The organism is Paracoccus sigandri, from assembly GCF_003709565.1.
Classification (GTDB): Bacteria; Pseudomonadota; Alphaproteobacteria; order Rhodobacterales; family Rhodobacteraceae; genus Paracoccus; species Paracoccus siganidrum.
Genome location: NZ_QNRC01000028.1, coordinates 39992 through 55897, shown reverse-complemented (window position 1 = coordinate 55897; position 15906 = coordinate 39992). Strand labels below are relative to the sequence as shown.

The window sequence follows — 15906 nt, the reverse complement described above, 5'->3', positions numbered from 1 at the left end:
GGCCGTTCGAGAGCGTCCGGTGGGAAAACGATCCGCCGGATCGTTTTCTGGACCACCTTCCACTTCTCGACCAAGATCCATCTCCGCGTCAACGGCGCTGGCCTCCCGATGAGAACCGAGATCACGCTGGGACAGGATTCCGACTACACCGGCTATGACCTGGTGATGGCCGACAACCTGCCGCAGCCCGCCGTTCTGGTCGCTGACAGGGGCCATGGCTCTGATAAAATTCGAGAAGATATCGAGAACCGCAACGCCCTGCCGATGATACCGATGCGCAAGAACAAGGTACGCAAGGCCGTCGACATGACCATCTACACGCTGCGGAACATGGTCGAGCGCGTTCGCCCGTTCTCTCGAACCGGTGGCGTTCACGGGCTCACTCGACAAGCTCAAGAACAGCCGGCGGCTGGCAACCCGCTACGATAAAACCGCAGACAGTTTCCTCGGGTTCGTCGATGTGCCCTGCATCAGGCTATGGCTGCGCCATTTGTCAACATGACCTAATGGGCTTCAGCCTTTCACTGCAGCCGCACATCATGTCGTCCAGATAGAAATCTCTTTTTATGATCTCCGCACCAGGAGGGATGCGCGTCTTGTGCTTTCCTTCTTGCAGCGCACCCGCGCCCTCCATAGTCGCCCCTGAGCAACGTGCAACGTCTTGATATTATGCGAAGATCGGTCTGTTTTGTTGGCACTGGGTTGCAGGGTTTCGTAATCTGGCCCCAGAAACCCTGCAAATTCCGATCATCCATGAAGCCCCAATCCCGCGCGCCCGAACAGGATGACCTTCTACGTCCCCGACTGGTGGACATGATCGATCTGCGCCATGAGCTGGTGAAGCTTGCAGCTCTGATCGATTGGGAGTGCTTCGCGCGGGAATGGGCCGGGCTCTTCCCCTCGACGACGGGCCGCCCGGCAACATCGCCACGCCTGGTCGCCGGGCTGATGTATCTGCAGCACGCCTTCAAGCTGTCGGACGAGGCGGTTGTTGCCCGCTGGGTGGAAACCCATATGATCAGCATTTCACCGGTGAGACCTTCTTTCAGCACCGCCCGCCGATTGATCCCTCATCGCTGGTGCGCTGGCGCAAGCGGATCGGTGAAGAAGGCGTAGAATGGCCTCTGACCAAGACCATCGAAGCCGGGCGCTTCTCGGGGACGATCACCGACAATGCCCTGAAACGGGTGGCCGTCGATACGACGGTGATGGAGAAGAACATCGCCCATCCGACAGACGCCCGTCTTTACGAGCGGCCCCGGCCCCTGCTGGTGGGCCTGGCGAAGCAGGCCGGGATCGAAAGCTACGCCCGCCTTGCGCCGCGCCTGGCGGTCCAGGTCGGCCGTTACGCCCATGCCCGTCAGTTCAAACGCATGCGCAAGGCGCTGCGCCAGCTCAGGGGTCATGTCGGCCGGGTGCGCCGCGATCTGCGCCGCCACCTGCAGGAAATCCCACCGAGCCCCTTGCGCGAGAGGGTTCTGGACGCCCTCTGGCTGGTCGGCCGCCTGCTGGAGCAGGGACCGAAGAGCCGCGACAAGATCTATTCCCTGCACGAGCCCGAGGTCGATCGCATCTCCAAGGGCAAGGCACGGGTGCGCTACGAATTCGGCACCAAGGTCAGCCTTGCCACCACCCTTGACGGCGGCTTCGTGGTGGGCGCCCGCAGCTTTCCGGGCAATCCTTATGACGGCCACACCCTGGCGCCAGCGCTGGAGCAGGTCGAGATCCTGACTGACACGAGGCCCAGCCTGGCCGTCGTGGACCGCGGTTGTCGCGGACATGGCGCAGAGATCGCCCAGGTCCTGATCAGCCGTCAGCGGCGCGGTATTACACCGGCGCGGGCGAAGCTCCTCAAGCGACGCAGCGCCATCGAACCCGAAATCGGGCACATGAAATCGGACGGGCGGTTGACCAGATGTCCCCTCAAGGGCCGGATCGGCGATGCCATCTTCGCCGTGCTCTGCGCCTGCGGCCACAATATCCGAAAGATCTTCGCCCATATCAGGGCTCTTTGGGCTCTCGTCATCCGCTTCATCCGCGCCATCATCGGGGGCGCTGACGGATCACTTCGGACGCCCCGCGCGGCATAACCGCGTTGTTCAGAACCGACTGATTAGTCGTGGAAGAGTGGCCTGCGAGAAGAGTTGCGACCGCCGCCCGACTAGAGCCATCCCTTTCCTTTCCCGCGCTGCAGTGCGCCGGCCCCGTTTCCCTTGTTGCCAGCCGTGATTTTCTGTCTTTTATACTTGTCCCGATCCAAGGGCCGCCCGTCGCGGATGGGCCAACGCGCGGCGACGATGACGGAGGAGGAGCAGCCCCGGGCCGCCGCCGATTGGGAAGCGCCGCTCACGCAGGCCGACATCGACGCCGCCATATCGCACAACCGGTCGGAATACGAACGCCTGCTGGCCCTGGACGCGGAGGTCGCTGCCGGCTGGATCGACTACGTGGCCCGCGCGGAGCGCCTCGAGCGGCAGTACTGACCTGCCCGCCGGCAGCGGCGCCTGGGCCGCTGCCGTCATGACCGCATCCAGGCCGGCATAGGCAAAGTTTACGGCTCACGCCCGGACGCCGCGAGAGACGGGCGAACCAGGCAAAGCAACACAAGTATAATATATTATTTATTGACAGATACATTAACTGTCGCGATACTGACCGGGCCAATGGGGGAGGAAACCATGAAGCCACGCGTGTCGCAGACGGATTTCGATGTCATCCAGATCGGCTACGGCCCTGTCAGCAAGTTTTCGGCCCTGCTGCTGGATCGCCTGGGCTGGCGGGTCGGCGTGTTCGAGCGGTTCGGCGAGATTTTTCCGCTGCCCCGTGCCGTCTGCATCGACCACGAGATCTTCCGGGTCATGCATGCCGGCGGCCTCGGCCCCATCGCCGACAGGGTGACCGAGCCTGCGCCCGTCTATCGCTGGTTCAACGCCGAGTGGCAGGAGCTGATCTCGATCGACTGGACCGCCGGCTCGGTTTCGGGCGGCACCGAGGTCAATTTCGTCCACCAGCCGTCGCTGGAGCGCGAGCTGGATGCCGAGGCCAAGCGCCGCACCAATATCGCGCTGCATTTCGAACAGGAATGCATGGCGATCACCCAGCATGACGATCATGTCGTGGTCCGCATCCGCGACACCGCCACCGGCGCCGAGCGCGACCATACCGCCCGCTATGTGATCGGCATCGACGGCGCCAACAGCTTCGTGCGCGAAACGCTGGGGATCACCCGCAGCGACCTGGGCTTCGAGGCCGACTGGCTGGTGGTGGATTTCGTGCTGAACGACGGGCTGACGGCGCGCGATCTGGGGCTGATCGAATGCGGGCAATATTGCAATCCCGAACGCCCGACCACCATCGTGCCGGGCGGGATCGAGAACGGCCAGATCTGCCGGCGCTGGGAATTCATGCGCCTGCCCCACGAGACGCGCGAGGAGATGGTCGAGACCGCCAAGGTCCAGGAGCTGCTGGGCGACTGGATCAAGCCCGAACAGGGCCGGCTGGTGCGCCATGCGCTCTATACCTTCCGCTCTCTGGTGGCGGACAGATGGCGCGACGGGCGCATCCTTCTGGCGGGCGACGCCGCGCATGTGATGCCGCCGTTCATGGGCCAGGGCATGTGCGCCGGGCTGCGCGATGTCTGGAACCTCGGCTGGAAGCTGGACAGCGTGCTGAGCGGCGCGGCCGATCCGGCGCTGCTGGACACATACCAGGCCGAGCGGCTGCCCCATGTCACCGACATCATCAAGGCGTCGATGTTCCTGGGTTCGATCATCTGCATTCCCGACAAGGACGCGGCGGCCGAACGCGACCGGATGTTCCTGTCGGGCGAGGCCCCGCCCCCGCCGCCCTTCCCGATCCTGACCGACGGGTTTCTGGCCCGCGATGCGCAGGGCGCGGTGCTGGCCCCGGCCGGCGAGCTGTCGCCGCATGGCACCGTTCGCCTGAATCGCCGAACCGGGCGTTTCGATACGCTGGTCGCGCCCGGACTGGTGCTGATCCTGACCCGCGAGTTGACGCTGGCCGACCTTGATCCCGCCAGCCGCCGGACGCTGGAGAGGCTGGGCGCGACCGTCGTGACCGTCGCCGGCAGGACCTGCGCCACCGACGGCGAGGTTGCCGACACGCAGGGCCAGATCCTGCCCTTCATGCGCGAACGCGGCCTGAACGCCATGCTGGTGCGGCCGGACCTGTATCTGTTCGGCGGTGCCGCCGATGCGGCAGGTCTGGACCGGGTCCTGGCCGAACTGGACCGGCAGGCGCGTCAGGTCGGCCTGCTGGCGACGGACGATGTGCCCGAACCGCACATGGCGGCCAGCGCCTGACCCTCAGGCAAGCGAAAGATGGGCGGGCTTGGCTCAGGCCCGCTTCAGCCTTTCCTCGAAATCCTCGACCAGGTTCGAATCGAGCAGGATGCGGGTCGTCAGCGACAGATGCTCGGCCATGGCCGCACCGGCCGTCGCCGGGTCGCGGGCAATGGCGGCATCCGCGATGGCCTTGTGTTCGGCATGCAGATCCCGCTGGCTGCGGTCCAGCGGCACCGTGGCGCTGCGATAGCGTTCGGATTGCACATAGAGCATTTCGCGGATCCGCATCAGCCAGGCACTTTGGCAGGCCGCCACCAGCGCATGGTGAAAGCGCTGATGCGCCTCGGCCCAGGCCGCGCTGACCCCGCCGGGATCCGAAGGATTCTCCAGCCCGATCCGCGACAGCTCGTAAAGGCTGGACACGATTTCGGATTCCCATTTCAGGTCGCCATGCGCGATCGCATCCTTCAGGCAGGCGCATTCGATCATGATCCGGGTCGCGGTCAGATCCTCCAGCTCGACGCGGGTGATCGGCGCCACCCGATAGCCCTTGTTCGCCTCGGCCAGCACCAGCCCCTCCGAGGTCAGCCGCGACAGCGCCTCGCGCACCGCGCCGAGGCTGAACCCCAGCCGCGCCACCAGGTCCGAGATCTTCAGCTTCTGCCCCGGCGTGATTCGGCAGGCCAGGATATCCGCCCGGATCTGCTTGTAGGCCTGCGTGGTCAGGTTTTCGCCCTTGTCCCGGTTGCCCCTTGCCATCGTCGTCACCCGCTTTCCGCTTCGATCGCCCCACTCTACCCGCAAGAGCTGGATAATAATAGATTTAAACACTGACAATCCACTATCACCAGCCTACCTGCCCTTCCGCGCATCTCGACATGATAATATATTATTTATTGACATATTTACTATCCCTTCTATCCTCGCAGGCATAGCTTGGAGGAATGCCATGAAATTCGCAGCGTTTTGCAAGTATGGCCGCAAGGGTCTGGCGGTCGAGGTGGAGGGGGGCTTTCGCGGCCTGACGGAAGACGAGGCCGGCTATCCCGGCGATCTGCTGACCCTGATCCGCAAGGGCGGCGACGCCGTGGCTCAGGCGGGGGCGGCGCTGCAGGCGGCCCCGCAGATCCCGCTCGGCAGCGTCGCGCTGCTGCCGCCGATCTCCGATCCCGAAAAGATCATCTGCGTCGGGTTGAACTATCGCGACCATTCCGCCGAGAGCGGCTTCGAGCAGCCGGATTTCCCGACCCTGTTCGGGCGTTTCAACTCGTCGCTGATCGGGCATGGCGCGCCGATCATCCGCCCCCTCGCCTCGGCGCAACTGGATTACGAGGGCGAGCTTGTCGCGGTGATCGGCCGCGAGGCGCGCAACGTGTCCGAAGCCGAGGCGCTGGATTACGTCGCCGGCTATTCGATCTTCAACGATGCCTCGATCCGCGACTATCAGTTCAAGTCGCCGCAATGGACGGCGGGCAAGAATTTCGACGACAGCGGCGCCTTCGGCCCGTGGTTCGTGACCGCGGGCGCCCTGCCCGCTGGCTGCCTGGGGCTGACGCTGACCACGCGGCTGAACGGCCAGGTCGTCCAGCAGGCCGCCATCGACGACATGGTGTTCTCGGTCGCGCAGCTGGTCGCGATCTGTTCCGAGTTCATGACCCTGAAACCGGGCGACGTGATCGTGACCGGCACGCCCTCGGGCGTCGGACTGGCGCGCAAGCCGCAGCTGTTCATGAAGGACGGCGATGTCTGCGAGGTCGAGATCACCGGTATCGGCTTGCTGTCGAACCCGATCCGCGACGAGGCCGCGACCCGGCTGGCGAAAACGGCCTGACCGGGGAAGAGGAGGAACAACCATGACCGCAATCACGGGAAAGGTCGGCATCACCAAGCGGCCGGGCGAGCTGGGCATCCATTCGATGGACACCTTCCACATGGTGGTGCCCGACCTGAAGGTGGCGCAGGATTTCTACACCGCCTTCGGGCTGGACGTGCGCGAGGAGGGCGAGGGCCTGGGGCTCTATACCTTCGGATCGGACCATCGCTGGATGTCGCTGGCCGAAAGCAACCGCAAGAAGCTGAGCCACCTGTCCTTCGCCGTCTTCGAGGAGGATTTCGAGCCGATCAAGCGGCGCATCGAGGCCGAGGGCGTCCGCATCATGGACGCCCCGCGCGGCTTCGACAGCAACGGCATCTGGTTTCACGACCCGTTCGGCGTCCTGATCGAGGTGAAGGTGGCGGAAAAGACCTCGCCCGCCGCCAAGATGGACTTCACCACCCGTTCGGTGCCGGGGGGCAGGATGGGCTCGATCCAACGGTCGAAGGCGCCGCAGGTGCGGCCGCGGCGGCTGGCGCATCTGCTGATCTTCACGCCCGACGTCCTGGGCTGCATCCGCTTCTATTCCCGCGTCCTGGGGCTGCGGCTGTCGGACCAGTCGGGTGACGGGATCTGCTTCATGCACGGCATCCACGGCTCGGACCACCATCTGGTCGCCTTCGCGAAATCCGAGGCGCCGGGCCTGCATCATTGCAGCTGGGACGTGGGCGGCATCAACGAGATCGGCCTGGGCGCCGCGCAGATGGCCGACAAGGGATTCTCCAAGGGCTGGGGGCTGGGCCGGCATGTGCTGGGGTCCAATTACTTCCATTACGTGAAGGATCCCTGGGGCAGCTATTCCGAATATTCGGCCGATATCGACTATATCCCCGTCGATCACGACTGGGAGGCGGGCGACTATCCCGGCGAGGATTCGATCTATCTCTGGGGCCCCGAGATCGCGAAGGACTTCGTCGTCAACTACGAGGCGCGGCAGGACTAGGCCCCAGGTCCTTGCCGGCGGCAACGCCTTCACCGCCCGGCCCCGGCTTTGCCCGTGGCCGGGATCGTGCTTTCATGGAGCCGCGAACAGAAGCAGGAACAACGCATGAAACTGAGCCAGATCAGGGATGTCGTCGCGACGGCCGAAACCGGCAGCCTGCGCGCGGCGGCGCGCCAGCTGGGCATCACCCAGCCCGCGATCACCCGCAGCATCCGCGAGCTGGAGCAGGAGCTGGGCGTCCCCCTGTTCGAGCGCCATCAGTTCGGGATGCAGCTGACCGCCGTCGGCCGAGCCTTCCTGGACCGCGCCCGCGCCGTACAGGAAGAACTGCGCCGGGCGCGCGAGGAAATCCAGCAGCTGCAGGGAACCATGACCGGCAGCATCAGCGTCGCCATGTCGGCCATCTCGACCTTCGCGCTGATGCCGCAGGCCGTGCGCGCCTTCAGGAACCGCCATCCGGGCGCCGTCCTGAAGATCATCGAAAGCTTCTTCCAGCCGATCGAGGGCCGGTTGCTGAACGGCGAGATCGACTTCTTCGTCGGCCCCTTCGCCGCCGCGGAAAAGCGCAGCAGGATCGCCTATGAGACGCTGTTCAGCAACCACCGCGTGGTGATCGCGCGCAAGGCGCACCCGCTGAAGGACATCACCTCGCTGCGCGATCTGGCCGGGACGGAATGGGTCAAGCAGGCCCTGCCCGACCGCGAGAGCGAAGGCGATTTCGAGCGGCCCTGGTCCCAGCTGGGCCTGCCGCCGCCGCGCGTGGTGATGCATACGACATCCTCGACGGCGACGCTGCTGGCGGTGGCCAACAGCGATCTGCTGACCTCGGTGCCCCGGCAGATGCTGAACGCGCCGGTCTCGCGCGAGCTGTTCGAGGTGCTGCCGATCCGCGAGGAAATGATCGCAGCGCCGATCTGCCTGGTCTATCGCACCGACATTTCGCTGACCCCGCTGGCGGAATCGATGTTCGACATGTTCCGCCGCGCCGGGCTGCAATACAGCCGCAAGACCGATGGCGCGGCGGCACCGTGACGATCAGGCGGGCACCGCCGCCCGCTGGCCCGCGATCACCGCGAAGACGCCATCCTCGAAGGCATCGCCGCGCCAGGCGACATGCTGGTCGGGCCGGATCAGCGCCAGCCGCGCGGCATAAAGCCCCGGCAGCCGGTCGTCCCCCGGCGCGATCACCGTCAGCGGAACGCCCGCCTGCCGCGCCTCGGCTTCGGCGCGGGCGATCTCGGCATCGAGGCCGGGGCCGGTCGCCAGCAGCGTGAAGCCGGCGCCGAAATGATCGTAGAGCGAGCTTCCGTCCGCCAGCCAGCAATGCGGCGCGATGCAGCCGGGGATCGCGGCCGGGACATAGTCCAGCGAACGCACCCAGTCCTGCTGGCTGCCGTCGTCCACCACGACGGGCGAGCCGCGATAGCAATAGCCCAGCACCACGCCGCGAGCATAGAACTCGGCCCGCTTGTGCCGGCGCACCAGCGCCGCCGCCTCAGCCCGCGCCGCCTCGCCCGCCGGGCTGTCCTCTTCCAGATGCGGCAGGATCAGCTGATTGGCCAGGATGGTGTGATTGGCCTCGGCCGCGTCCAGCACGATCTGCGCGGTCTGCCGCCGCTCGATCTCGTAGCTGTCCAGCAGACCCTCGCCGCCCCAGCCGGCCAGGACCGCCGCGATCTTCCAGCCCAGGTCGACCGCATCGCCGACGCCCAACAGCATCCCGAAGCCGCCGAAGGGCGGATGCAGATGCCCCGCATCGCCGACCAGGAAGGCGCGGCCGTTGCGGAAGCGGTCGGCCAGCAGCTTGCTGGCCACCCAGGTATCGGAACTCAGCACCTCGATTTCGGTGTCGATGCCGGTCGCCTTGCGGATCATCGCCTCGGCCTCGGCGGGCGTCGGCGGGTTCGCCCCATCCACCCCGGTCGGCATGAAATACCACAGGTCGCCCTGGTCCATCGGCCCGATCAGGCTGGGCAGGTCGGGATTGATCTGCCAGAACATGATCCCCGGCCCGTGCGGATGCGCCCCGGCCAGACCCGGCGCGCGGAAGATGATGTTGAGATTGCGCGACAGCCCATAGCTGCCCTGCATGGTCGCGTCGATCCGGTCGCGCACCGTGCTGCCCGACCCGTCCGCGCCGACCAGATAACTGGCCGCCATCTCGTGGGTGCTGCCATCCTCGACGTCGCGCAGCCGGACGGTCACGCCGCTGCCGGTCTCGGCGTAATCGGTGAATTCCTGGCCGTAGAGGATCCGCACGCCGGGCAGCGACAGCGCATGATCCAACAGCACCTTTTCCAGCCGGTATTGCGGAATCCACTGGCCATGTTCGGAATAATGCTCGTCCCGCGCCGGGTTGCAGTCCAGCGCATGTTCGAAACGGTGCAGCAGATGCCCGCCAAGCCGCGTCACGAACATCACATGGCTGGGGTAATCCACGCCAAAGGGCGAGGCCTCGGCCAGCTTCCCGGCGATCCCCCAGCGGCGCATATGTTCGCGGGTGCGCGAATGGGTGGTCTTGGCGCGGGGCGCGTGACCGGCGCGCGGGCTGCGCTCGAAGATGGTGCAGGGCACGCCGCGGTGGCCCAGTTCGATGGCCAGAGACAGGCCGGCGGGGCCGCTGCCGATGATGGCAACGGTGGTCGTGTCGGGTTTCGGTGTCACAGCAACAGGTCTCCGCTTGGCAGGGCCATGACGGCCCGCCATATCCGCCCCACGGGGCCGAGGACGATGTGAAAGATCAGGCGGGCAGTCTGATGTCGCCCGGCGTTTCGGGCAGGTATTCGCCCTCGCGAGACCGCTTCAGCAATTCCGACTGCGGCACGCCCTGTTTCAGCGCGGCGATCAGCTTCGGCGGGTCCACCTCGACGCCGATCGGTTCGCGCGCGAATTCGGGCGAGGTCTGCATCCAGTGCGCCGAATGGATCCAGTTGCCGAAATTGTCGCTTTGCAGCTCGACCGAATTGCCGTCCGGGTCGACATAGTAGAACGACATGGTCAGCCCGTGATCCAGGCAGATATGCGGCAGGATGCCCACCTCGGCCAGCCGCTCGTAATTGTCCAGAAGCGCCTGCAGCGTGCCGAATTCGAAGGCCGTGTGGTGGATGCCGCTATGCGCCACCTTGTCGGGATCGTCCTTGATGCCCGGCGTGGTCAGGAAGGCGATGCGGTGGTTGGCGGTGTCGTTGGTGGTCCAGGCGGCGCCCTCGAAGGCGAAGTTCGGCGCGCAGCCGACCACGGCCTCGTACCAGTCGATCATCTCCTGCAGGCGCGTCGTCTTGAACGTCACGTGATGCAGAACCGGCTTCTGCGCGATGGGCTTCGGTTTCTTCATTGGGCTCCTCCCCGACAGGTCGAAAATGCGGCGCCCCGGACATGAGCCCGGACGACGGCTTTCCGACTCCAGACTGTCATGGCGGAGGGGCTTTCATCAGATGGCAAATCAAAAACGGTGATGCCGAAAGATTATCGCGCTCCGATCTTCCGAAACGAAAATGACCGACCCTGCATGCAGGGCCGATCATCCTTTCCTGGCAGCGGCGCGAAACGAAGCGTCAGCCGCGGATCACGCAGCGGAACCCGATATGGCCGGTCGGACTGTCCACGGGCTGCGGGTGCCGGGCGGCGGGGCGATAGCGCCGGCAATAGTTCGGCGCGCAGAGATGCGAGCCCCCCTTGATCACCTTTTGCGCCACCGCGCCAGAGGCGGGGTCCGGTGCGCGCGCGCCCTTGCCCGCGGCGCAACAGGGTCGCGATCCGCCGGCCTGGCCGCGAGCCGTCCAGGGATCATCGGTCCATTCCCAGACATTGCCGATCATGTCCTGCAGGCCGAAGCCGTTCGCGGAAAAGGCCTCGACCGGCGAGGTGCGATACCATCCGTCCTCCATCAGGTTCTGGACCGGAAACCGACCCTGCCAGGTGTTGGCCATCTGCCGGCCATCCGGCACCAGCTCATCGCCCCAGGCGAATTCCGCAGCTTCCAGCCCGCCGCGCGCGGCAAATTCCCATTCCGCCTCGGTCGGCAGCGATTTCCCCGCCCACCGCGCATAGGCGGCCGCATCGGCATGGGCGATATGGACGACCGGATGATCCTCGATGCCCTTGATCGAGCTTCCCGGCCCCAGCGGGCGGCGCCAGGACGCGCCCGGAACATGGCGCCACCAGCGGCCGTGATCGTCCAGCGGCACCGCCTTTTCGGGGGGCGTGAAGACCGCCGAGCCGGGCTTCAAGAGATGCGCCGCGGCATCGGGGTAATCCTCGCGCCGCGGCTGGCGCTCTGCCAGCGTGACATGGCCGGTCGCCTCGACGAATTTGCGGAAGCGGCGGTTGGTCACCGGCAGGCGGTCGATCCAGAAACCTTCCACCGCGACCTCGCGCGCCGGCGCCTCCTCGGGATAGTGATCGTCCGACCCCATCCGGAAGCGGCCGCCGGGGATGAAGACCATTCCGCGGCCGGCGTTGGGGTGAGGGTCGGGATCGCTCATTGCCGCGCTCCGAACAGGGTCAGGGGTACAGCTCGAAATGCCTGCTGGCGTTGGAATAGAACATCCTGCCGGCCATATCCGGTGACCAGATGTCCCCGTTCCGTTCGCGGTAGTCGTCCCATAGCGCAACCATCGCATCCCGTTTCGCGGGTTCGGCCTTCGCAAGGTCGCGGCTTTCGCCGGGATCGGCCGACAGATCGAACAATTCCCAGTCATCCGTGCCATGGGGCGCATTGCTCCAGACCAGCTTCCAGTCGCCCTGGCGGATGGCGATGCGTCCCGACAGTTCCCAGCCGACATGGCTGTCGCCGTCATGCACCGCCTCGGCCTCGCCCGACAACATGTCCACCATCGAGCGGCCGGTGATCGGCATGATGTCGCGGCCCTTGTAGGTGTCCTCGGGCGGCGTCACCCCGGCATAGTCCAGCAGCGTCGGCGCGATGTCCATGACCGTGGCGAACTGGTCCCGCAGGCCCGGCTCGACCCGGCCGGGGGCGGTGATGAAGGCGGGCACGCGGATGCCGCCCTCATAGGTGAAGCCCTTGTACATGCGCAGGGGCGTGGACCCGACCGCCGCCCAGACCGGGCCATAGCCGGCAAAGGACGTGACCGTGCCGATATTGTCGGTCGAGTTGTCGAATTTCTCGGCGATCCAGTCGGCATTGTCGGGCGAGGTTTCCTCGGCATCCTGCCCTTCGGCGCCATTGTCGGACATGAACACGAAGATGGTGTTGTCATATTCGCCGGTCTGCTTGAGATGGGCGACCAGCCTGCCGATATTCTCGTCCATGTTGTCGACCATGGCGGCATAGACCTCCATCAGCCGCGCCTCGCGAAGCCGCTGGCTGTCGGAAAGCTGCTGCCAGCTTGGCCAGTCCGCGGAAAACTCCCAGGGCGTGATGTCCGCACCGATGATGCCAAGCTGCTGCATCCGGTCGATCCGGGCCTCGCGGATGGCCTCGTAGCCCGCATCGTAACGGCCCCGATACTTGTCGATATAGGGCTGCGGCGCCTGCAGCGGCCAATGCGGCGCGGTCAGGGCCAGATAGGCGAAGAACGGCTTTCCGTCATCCTCGTCCTCGGAAATATACTCGATGATCCGGTCGGTATAGAAATCGGTCGAGAAGAAGTCCTCGGGCAGGGTGAATTCCTCGCTGCCCTCGCGGAACGAGGCGACGGGCACCCGGACATTGGCCCCGACATCGTCGAAATGCCCCGCCGCGCCGGCCAGCAGGACGGTGGACTTGTCGAAGCCCCGATTGACCGGCAGCTGCTCGGGCTGGCCGCCCAGATGCCACTTGCCCGAGATATAGGTGTTGTAGCCCGCGTCCTGCAGCAGTTCGGGAAAGGCCACCACCCGGTCGGCCAGGAAGGTCTCGTAGCCCGGCTGGCCGCGCTGCTCGTCATGCAGCAGCTCGGCCATGTTGCCCAGGCCCGCGACATGGTTGTCGGTCCCCGACATCAGCATGGCCCGCGTGGGCGAACAGGTCGGCGAGCTGTGGAAATCCAGCAGTTGCGCCCCCTCGCCGATCAGCTCGTCCAGATGCGGGGTCTCGATCTCGCCGCCGAAGGCGCCCAGGTCGGAATAGCCCAGGTCGTCGGCGACGATCAGCACGATATTGGGCCGGGGATCCTGCCGCGCGGCCTCCTCTGCGCCCGCGGCGCCGGATGCCGCAACGATCACGCCCATGCCCGCCAGAACGGCGCGCAGAAAACGGTCGCAACCGGGGCCCTGCTTCGAGATGTCCATCATCACTCCCCCTTGATGATCCGCGTCGAGTTTCGCCCTGCCGCGATGCGGCAGGCATGCCGTGTGACGGCCGAAGCATCCATGGACGCCTCGGCCGAGAGCCTTAAGCCGGCAGTCTGATGTCGCCCGGCGTTTCGGGCAGGTATTCGCCCTCGCGCGACCGCTTGAGCAGGTCCGAGAGCGGCACGCCCTCTTTCAGCGCCGCGATCAGCTTCGGCGGGTCCACCTCGACCCCGATGGGCTCGCGCGCGAATTCGGGCGAGGTCTGCATCCAATGCGCCGAATGGATCCAGTTGCCGAAATTGTCGCTTTGCAGCTCGACCGAATTGCCGTCCGGGTCGACGTAGTAGAAGGACATCGTCAGCCCGTGATCCAGGCAGATATGCGGCAGGATGCCGACCTCGGCCAGCCGCTCGTAATTGTCCAGAAGCGCCTGCAGCGTGCCGAATTCGAAGGCCGTGTGATGGATGCCGCTATGCGCCACCTTGTCGGGATCGTCCTTGATGCCCGGCGTGGTCAGGAAGGCGATGCGGTGGTTCGCGGTGTCGTTGGTGGTCCAGGCGGCCGCTTCGAAGGTGAAGTTCGGCGCGCAGCCGACGACAGCCTCGTACCAGTCGATCATCTCCTGCAGGCGCGTCGTCTTGAACGTCACGTGATGCAGAACCGGCTTCTGCGCGATGGGTCTGGGTTTCTTCATTTTTCTCTCCTCGTGAAGTCTGGTCTGTGGGCGCGCGGTCCGGTGACCGGATTGCGGGTTGTCCCGATGATACCGGGTCCGGATCGGCAGATGCGTTTCATCCGGGCTCGCTTGTCCGCATTATCGGCAGAATATGCCGCTTTTCGGTGCATGAGGCGCAGGTTCGACCGCCCGCATGCTAAAGATCGGTCAGGGTTCCTTCGAAGGCCTCGGCCGCGAAGCCCAGGGTTTCGGACAGCGTCGGATGCGGGTGGATGGTCAGCGCCAGGTCGGCCGCATCGGCGGCCATCTCGATGGCCAGCACCGCCTCGGCCAGCAATTCGCCTGCATTGGGGCCAGTGATGGCCGCGCCCAGCACCCGGCCGGTATCGGGGTCGAACAGCATCTTGGTCAGCCCCTCGGCCCGGCCCATCGACAGCGCCCGCCCCGAGGCCGCCCAGGGGAAGCGTTCCACGCGGAGCTTGCGGCCCTCGGCCCTGGCCTGGGTTTCGGTCAGGCCGGCCCAGGCGATTTCCGGGTCGGTATAGGCGCCCGAGGGGATCGCCACGGGATCGAACGCCGCCTTGTGGCCGCAGGCGGTCTCGGCCGCCACCTTGGCCTCATGCGTGGCCTTGTGCGCCAGCATCGGCTGGCCCACGACGTCGCCAATGGCGAAGATATGCGGCTGGCCGGTGCGCATCTGCGCATCAACCGGGATGAAGCCCTGGTCGGTGACCGTCACGCCGGCGGCCTCGGCCCCCAGCAGCGCACCGTTCGGGCGCCGGCCCACCGCGACCAGGATGGCGTCGTATTCGGCCTGCCAGCTGCCCGCCTTGCCCTCGAAACTGACGGTCAGCGCCTTTCCCGCCTGAACGGCGGTCACGCTGGTTTCCAGATGCACGGCCTCGTAGCGCGCGGAAATCCGCGCCATCAGCGGCTTGACGACATCCTTGTCGGCGCCGGGGATGATCTGGTCCAGCCTTTCGGCGATGGTGATGCGCGAGCCGAGCGCGTGATAGACCTGCGCCATTTCCAGCCCGATGATGCCGCCGCCCAGGACCAGCAGGCGCTGCGGCACCTGCGCCAGGTCCAGCGCGCCGGTGCTGTCGATGATGCGCGGGTCGTCGGGCAGGAAGGGCAGCCGCACGGGACTGGACCCCGCCGCGATGATCGCCTGGTCGAAGCGGATGCGGCGCGTCCCGTCGGGTGTCGCCACCTCGACCTCATGCGGGCCGGTGAAGCGGGCGGTGCCCTGCACGGTCTGGACCTTGCGCCGCCGCGCCAGCCCGGACAGCCCGCCGGTCAGCTTGCCGACCACCTGGTCCTTCCAGCCCCGGATCGCATCCAGGTCGATCTGCGGGGCGCCGAAGCTGACGCCATGGGCGGCGCCCTCGGCGGCATCGTCGATCAGCTTGGCGACATGCAGAAGCGCCTTGGAGGGGATGCAGCCGACATTCAGGCAGACCCCGCCAAGCGTGGGGCGGGTATCGATCAGCACCACCTTGCGGCCCAGATCGGCGGCGCGGAAGGCGGCGGTATAGCCGCCCGGCCCGGCGCCGATGACCAGCAGGTCGGCGTGATCCTCCGAAGCGGTCGCCGGCGCTGCGGGGGCCGGCGACGGAGCGGTGGTTTGCGCCTCGGTCTCAACCCGCATGACCGGCGTGCCGGCGCTGACCCGGTCGCCCTCGGCGACCAGCAGTTCGGTCACGGTTCCCGCGACGGGGGCGGGAATGTCCATCGTCGCCTTGTCGCTTTCCAGCATCAGGATGGTGTCCTCGGCGGCGATGCGGTCGCCGGGCTTCACGCTGATCTCGACGATGGCGACGTCCTTGAAATCGCCGATATCGGGGATGGTGATGTCCTTGATCATCGGGCG

At 66.1% G+C, this 15906-nt stretch carries 12 protein-coding genes and 2 pseudogenes; 7 read left to right on the top strand and 7 right to left on the bottom strand.

Annotated elements, in window-relative coordinates; translation table 11 throughout:
• Positions 1–63: 63 nt before the first annotated feature.
• The 4 genes and pseudogenes from C9E82_RS19200 to mhpA form a co-directional block, all read left to right on the top strand.
• A pseudogene (locus C9E82_RS19200) lies at positions 64–502 on the top strand (transposase); the annotation flags it as partial.
• A gap of 251 nt (positions 503–753) precedes the next feature.
• Positions 754–2090 (top strand): annotated as a pseudogene (locus C9E82_RS19195) (IS5 family transposase).
• 207 nt (positions 2091–2297) lie between these two features.
• Entirely contained in the window at positions 2298–2483 is a 186-nt protein-coding gene (locus C9E82_RS19190) for a hypothetical protein (protein ID WP_147393134.1), read from the top strand.
• Between the two features lie 195 nt (positions 2484–2678).
• Positions 2679–4322 carry a bifunctional 3-(3-hydroxy-phenyl)propionate/3-hydroxycinnamic acid hydroxylase MhpA gene (gene mhpA / locus C9E82_RS19185; protein WP_170162153.1) on the top strand — a complete coding sequence of 548 codons (1644 nt, stop codon included), beginning with the start codon at positions 2679–2681 and terminating at the stop codon, positions 4320–4322.
• A gap of 33 nt (positions 4323–4355) precedes the next feature.
• Here the strand turns inward: mhpA and C9E82_RS19180 are convergent, their stop codons facing one another.
• Positions 4356–5063, bottom strand: a complete 708-nt coding sequence (locus C9E82_RS19180) for a GntR family transcriptional regulator (protein WP_119900352.1) — start codon at positions 5061–5063, stop codon at positions 4356–4358.
• 190 nt (positions 5064–5253) lie between these two features.
• On the opposite strand from C9E82_RS19180, the gene C9E82_RS19175 reads away from it, so the two are divergent.
• The 3 genes from C9E82_RS19175 to C9E82_RS19165 all read left to right on the top strand — a co-directional run bounded on the left by C9E82_RS19175 (position 5254) and on the right by C9E82_RS19165 (position 8152).
• Positions 5254–6135, top strand: coding sequence for a fumarylacetoacetate hydrolase family protein (locus C9E82_RS19175; protein ID WP_119900351.1), 882 nt, complete (start codon positions 5254–5256; stop codon positions 6133–6135).
• Between the two features lie 22 nt (positions 6136–6157).
• Positions 6158–7120, top strand: a complete 963-nt coding sequence (locus C9E82_RS19170; protein ID WP_119900350.1) for a VOC family protein — start codon at positions 6158–6160, stop codon at positions 7118–7120.
• Positions 7121–7225: 105 nt separating this feature from the next.
• Entirely contained in the window at positions 7226–8152 is a 927-nt protein-coding gene (locus C9E82_RS19165) for a LysR substrate-binding domain-containing protein (protein WP_119900349.1), read from the top strand.
• Positions 8153–8155: 3 nt separating this feature from the next.
• Here C9E82_RS19165 and C9E82_RS19160 read toward each other — a convergent pair whose 3' ends face one another.
• The 6 genes from C9E82_RS19160 to lpdA all read right to left on the bottom strand — a co-directional run bounded on the left by C9E82_RS19160 (position 8156) and on the right by lpdA (position 15900).
• Positions 8156–9784 (bottom strand): FAD-dependent monooxygenase, encoded by a 1629-nt coding sequence (locus tag C9E82_RS19160; RefSeq protein ID WP_205962223.1) that lies wholly within the window; start codon positions 9782–9784, stop codon positions 8156–8158.
• A 76-nt stretch (positions 9785–9860) separates the two neighbouring features.
• Positions 9861–10454, bottom strand: a complete 594-nt coding sequence (locus C9E82_RS19155; RefSeq protein ID WP_119900347.1) for a VOC family protein — start codon at positions 10452–10454, stop codon at positions 9861–9863.
• Positions 10455–10674: 220 nt separating this feature from the next.
• Positions 10675–11604 (bottom strand): formylglycine-generating enzyme family protein, encoded by a 930-nt coding sequence (locus C9E82_RS19150; protein ID WP_119900346.1) that lies wholly within the window; start codon positions 11602–11604, stop codon positions 10675–10677.
• Between the two features lie 19 nt (positions 11605–11623).
• The gene (locus tag C9E82_RS19145; RefSeq protein ID WP_119900355.1) at positions 11624–13354 is read right to left on the bottom strand and encodes an arylsulfatase; all 1731 of its coding nucleotides are present in this window, start codon (positions 13352–13354) and stop codon (positions 11624–11626) included.
• Between the two features lie 103 nt (positions 13355–13457).
• Positions 13458–14051, bottom strand: coding sequence for a VOC family protein (locus C9E82_RS19140; RefSeq protein WP_119900345.1), 594 nt, complete (start codon positions 14049–14051; stop codon positions 13458–13460).
• A gap of 178 nt (positions 14052–14229) precedes the next feature.
• Complete coding sequence (lpdA, locus tag C9E82_RS19135) at positions 14230–15900, bottom strand: dihydrolipoyl dehydrogenase (protein ID WP_119900344.1); 1671 nt, start codon at positions 15898–15900, stop codon at positions 14230–14232.
• Positions 15901–15906 lie beyond the last annotated feature (6 nt).

What these genes read in the sequence shown, in the direction of transcription:
- C9E82_RS19190 (WP_147393134.1), top strand. Translation starts at nt 2,298, where the DNA reads ATGACGGAGGAGGAGCAGCCCCGGGCCGCCGCCGATTGGGAAGCGCCG.
- mhpA (WP_170162153.1), top strand. Translation starts at nt 2,679, where the DNA reads ATGAAGCCACGCGTGTCGCAGACGGATTTCGATGTCATCCAGATCGGC.
- C9E82_RS19180 (WP_119900352.1), bottom strand. Translation starts at nt 5,063, where the DNA reads ATGGCAAGGGGCAACCGGGACAAGGGCGAAAACCTGACCACGCAGGCC.
- C9E82_RS19175 (WP_119900351.1), top strand. Translation starts at nt 5,254, where the DNA reads ATGAAATTCGCAGCGTTTTGCAAGTATGGCCGCAAGGGTCTGGCGGTC.
- C9E82_RS19170 (WP_119900350.1), top strand. Translation starts at nt 6,158, where the DNA reads ATGACCGCAATCACGGGAAAGGTCGGCATCACCAAGCGGCCGGGCGAG.
- C9E82_RS19165 (WP_119900349.1), top strand. Translation starts at nt 7,226, where the DNA reads ATGAAACTGAGCCAGATCAGGGATGTCGTCGCGACGGCCGAAACCGGC.
- C9E82_RS19155 (WP_119900347.1), bottom strand. Translation starts at nt 10,454, where the DNA reads ATGAAGAAACCGAAGCCCATCGCGCAGAAGCCGGTTCTGCATCACGTG.
- C9E82_RS19150 (WP_119900346.1), bottom strand. Translation starts at nt 11,604, where the DNA reads ATGAGCGATCCCGACCCTCACCCCAACGCCGGCCGCGGAATGGTCTTC.
- C9E82_RS19145 (WP_119900355.1), bottom strand. Translation starts at nt 13,354, where the DNA reads ATGGACATCTCGAAGCAGGGCCCCGGTTGCGACCGTTTTCTGCGCGCC.
- C9E82_RS19140 (WP_119900345.1), bottom strand. Translation starts at nt 14,051, where the DNA reads ATGAAGAAACCCAGACCCATCGCGCAGAAGCCGGTTCTGCATCACGTG.
- lpdA (WP_119900344.1), bottom strand. Translation starts at nt 15,900, where the DNA reads ATGATCAAGGACATCACCATCCCCGATATCGGCGATTTCAAGGACGTC.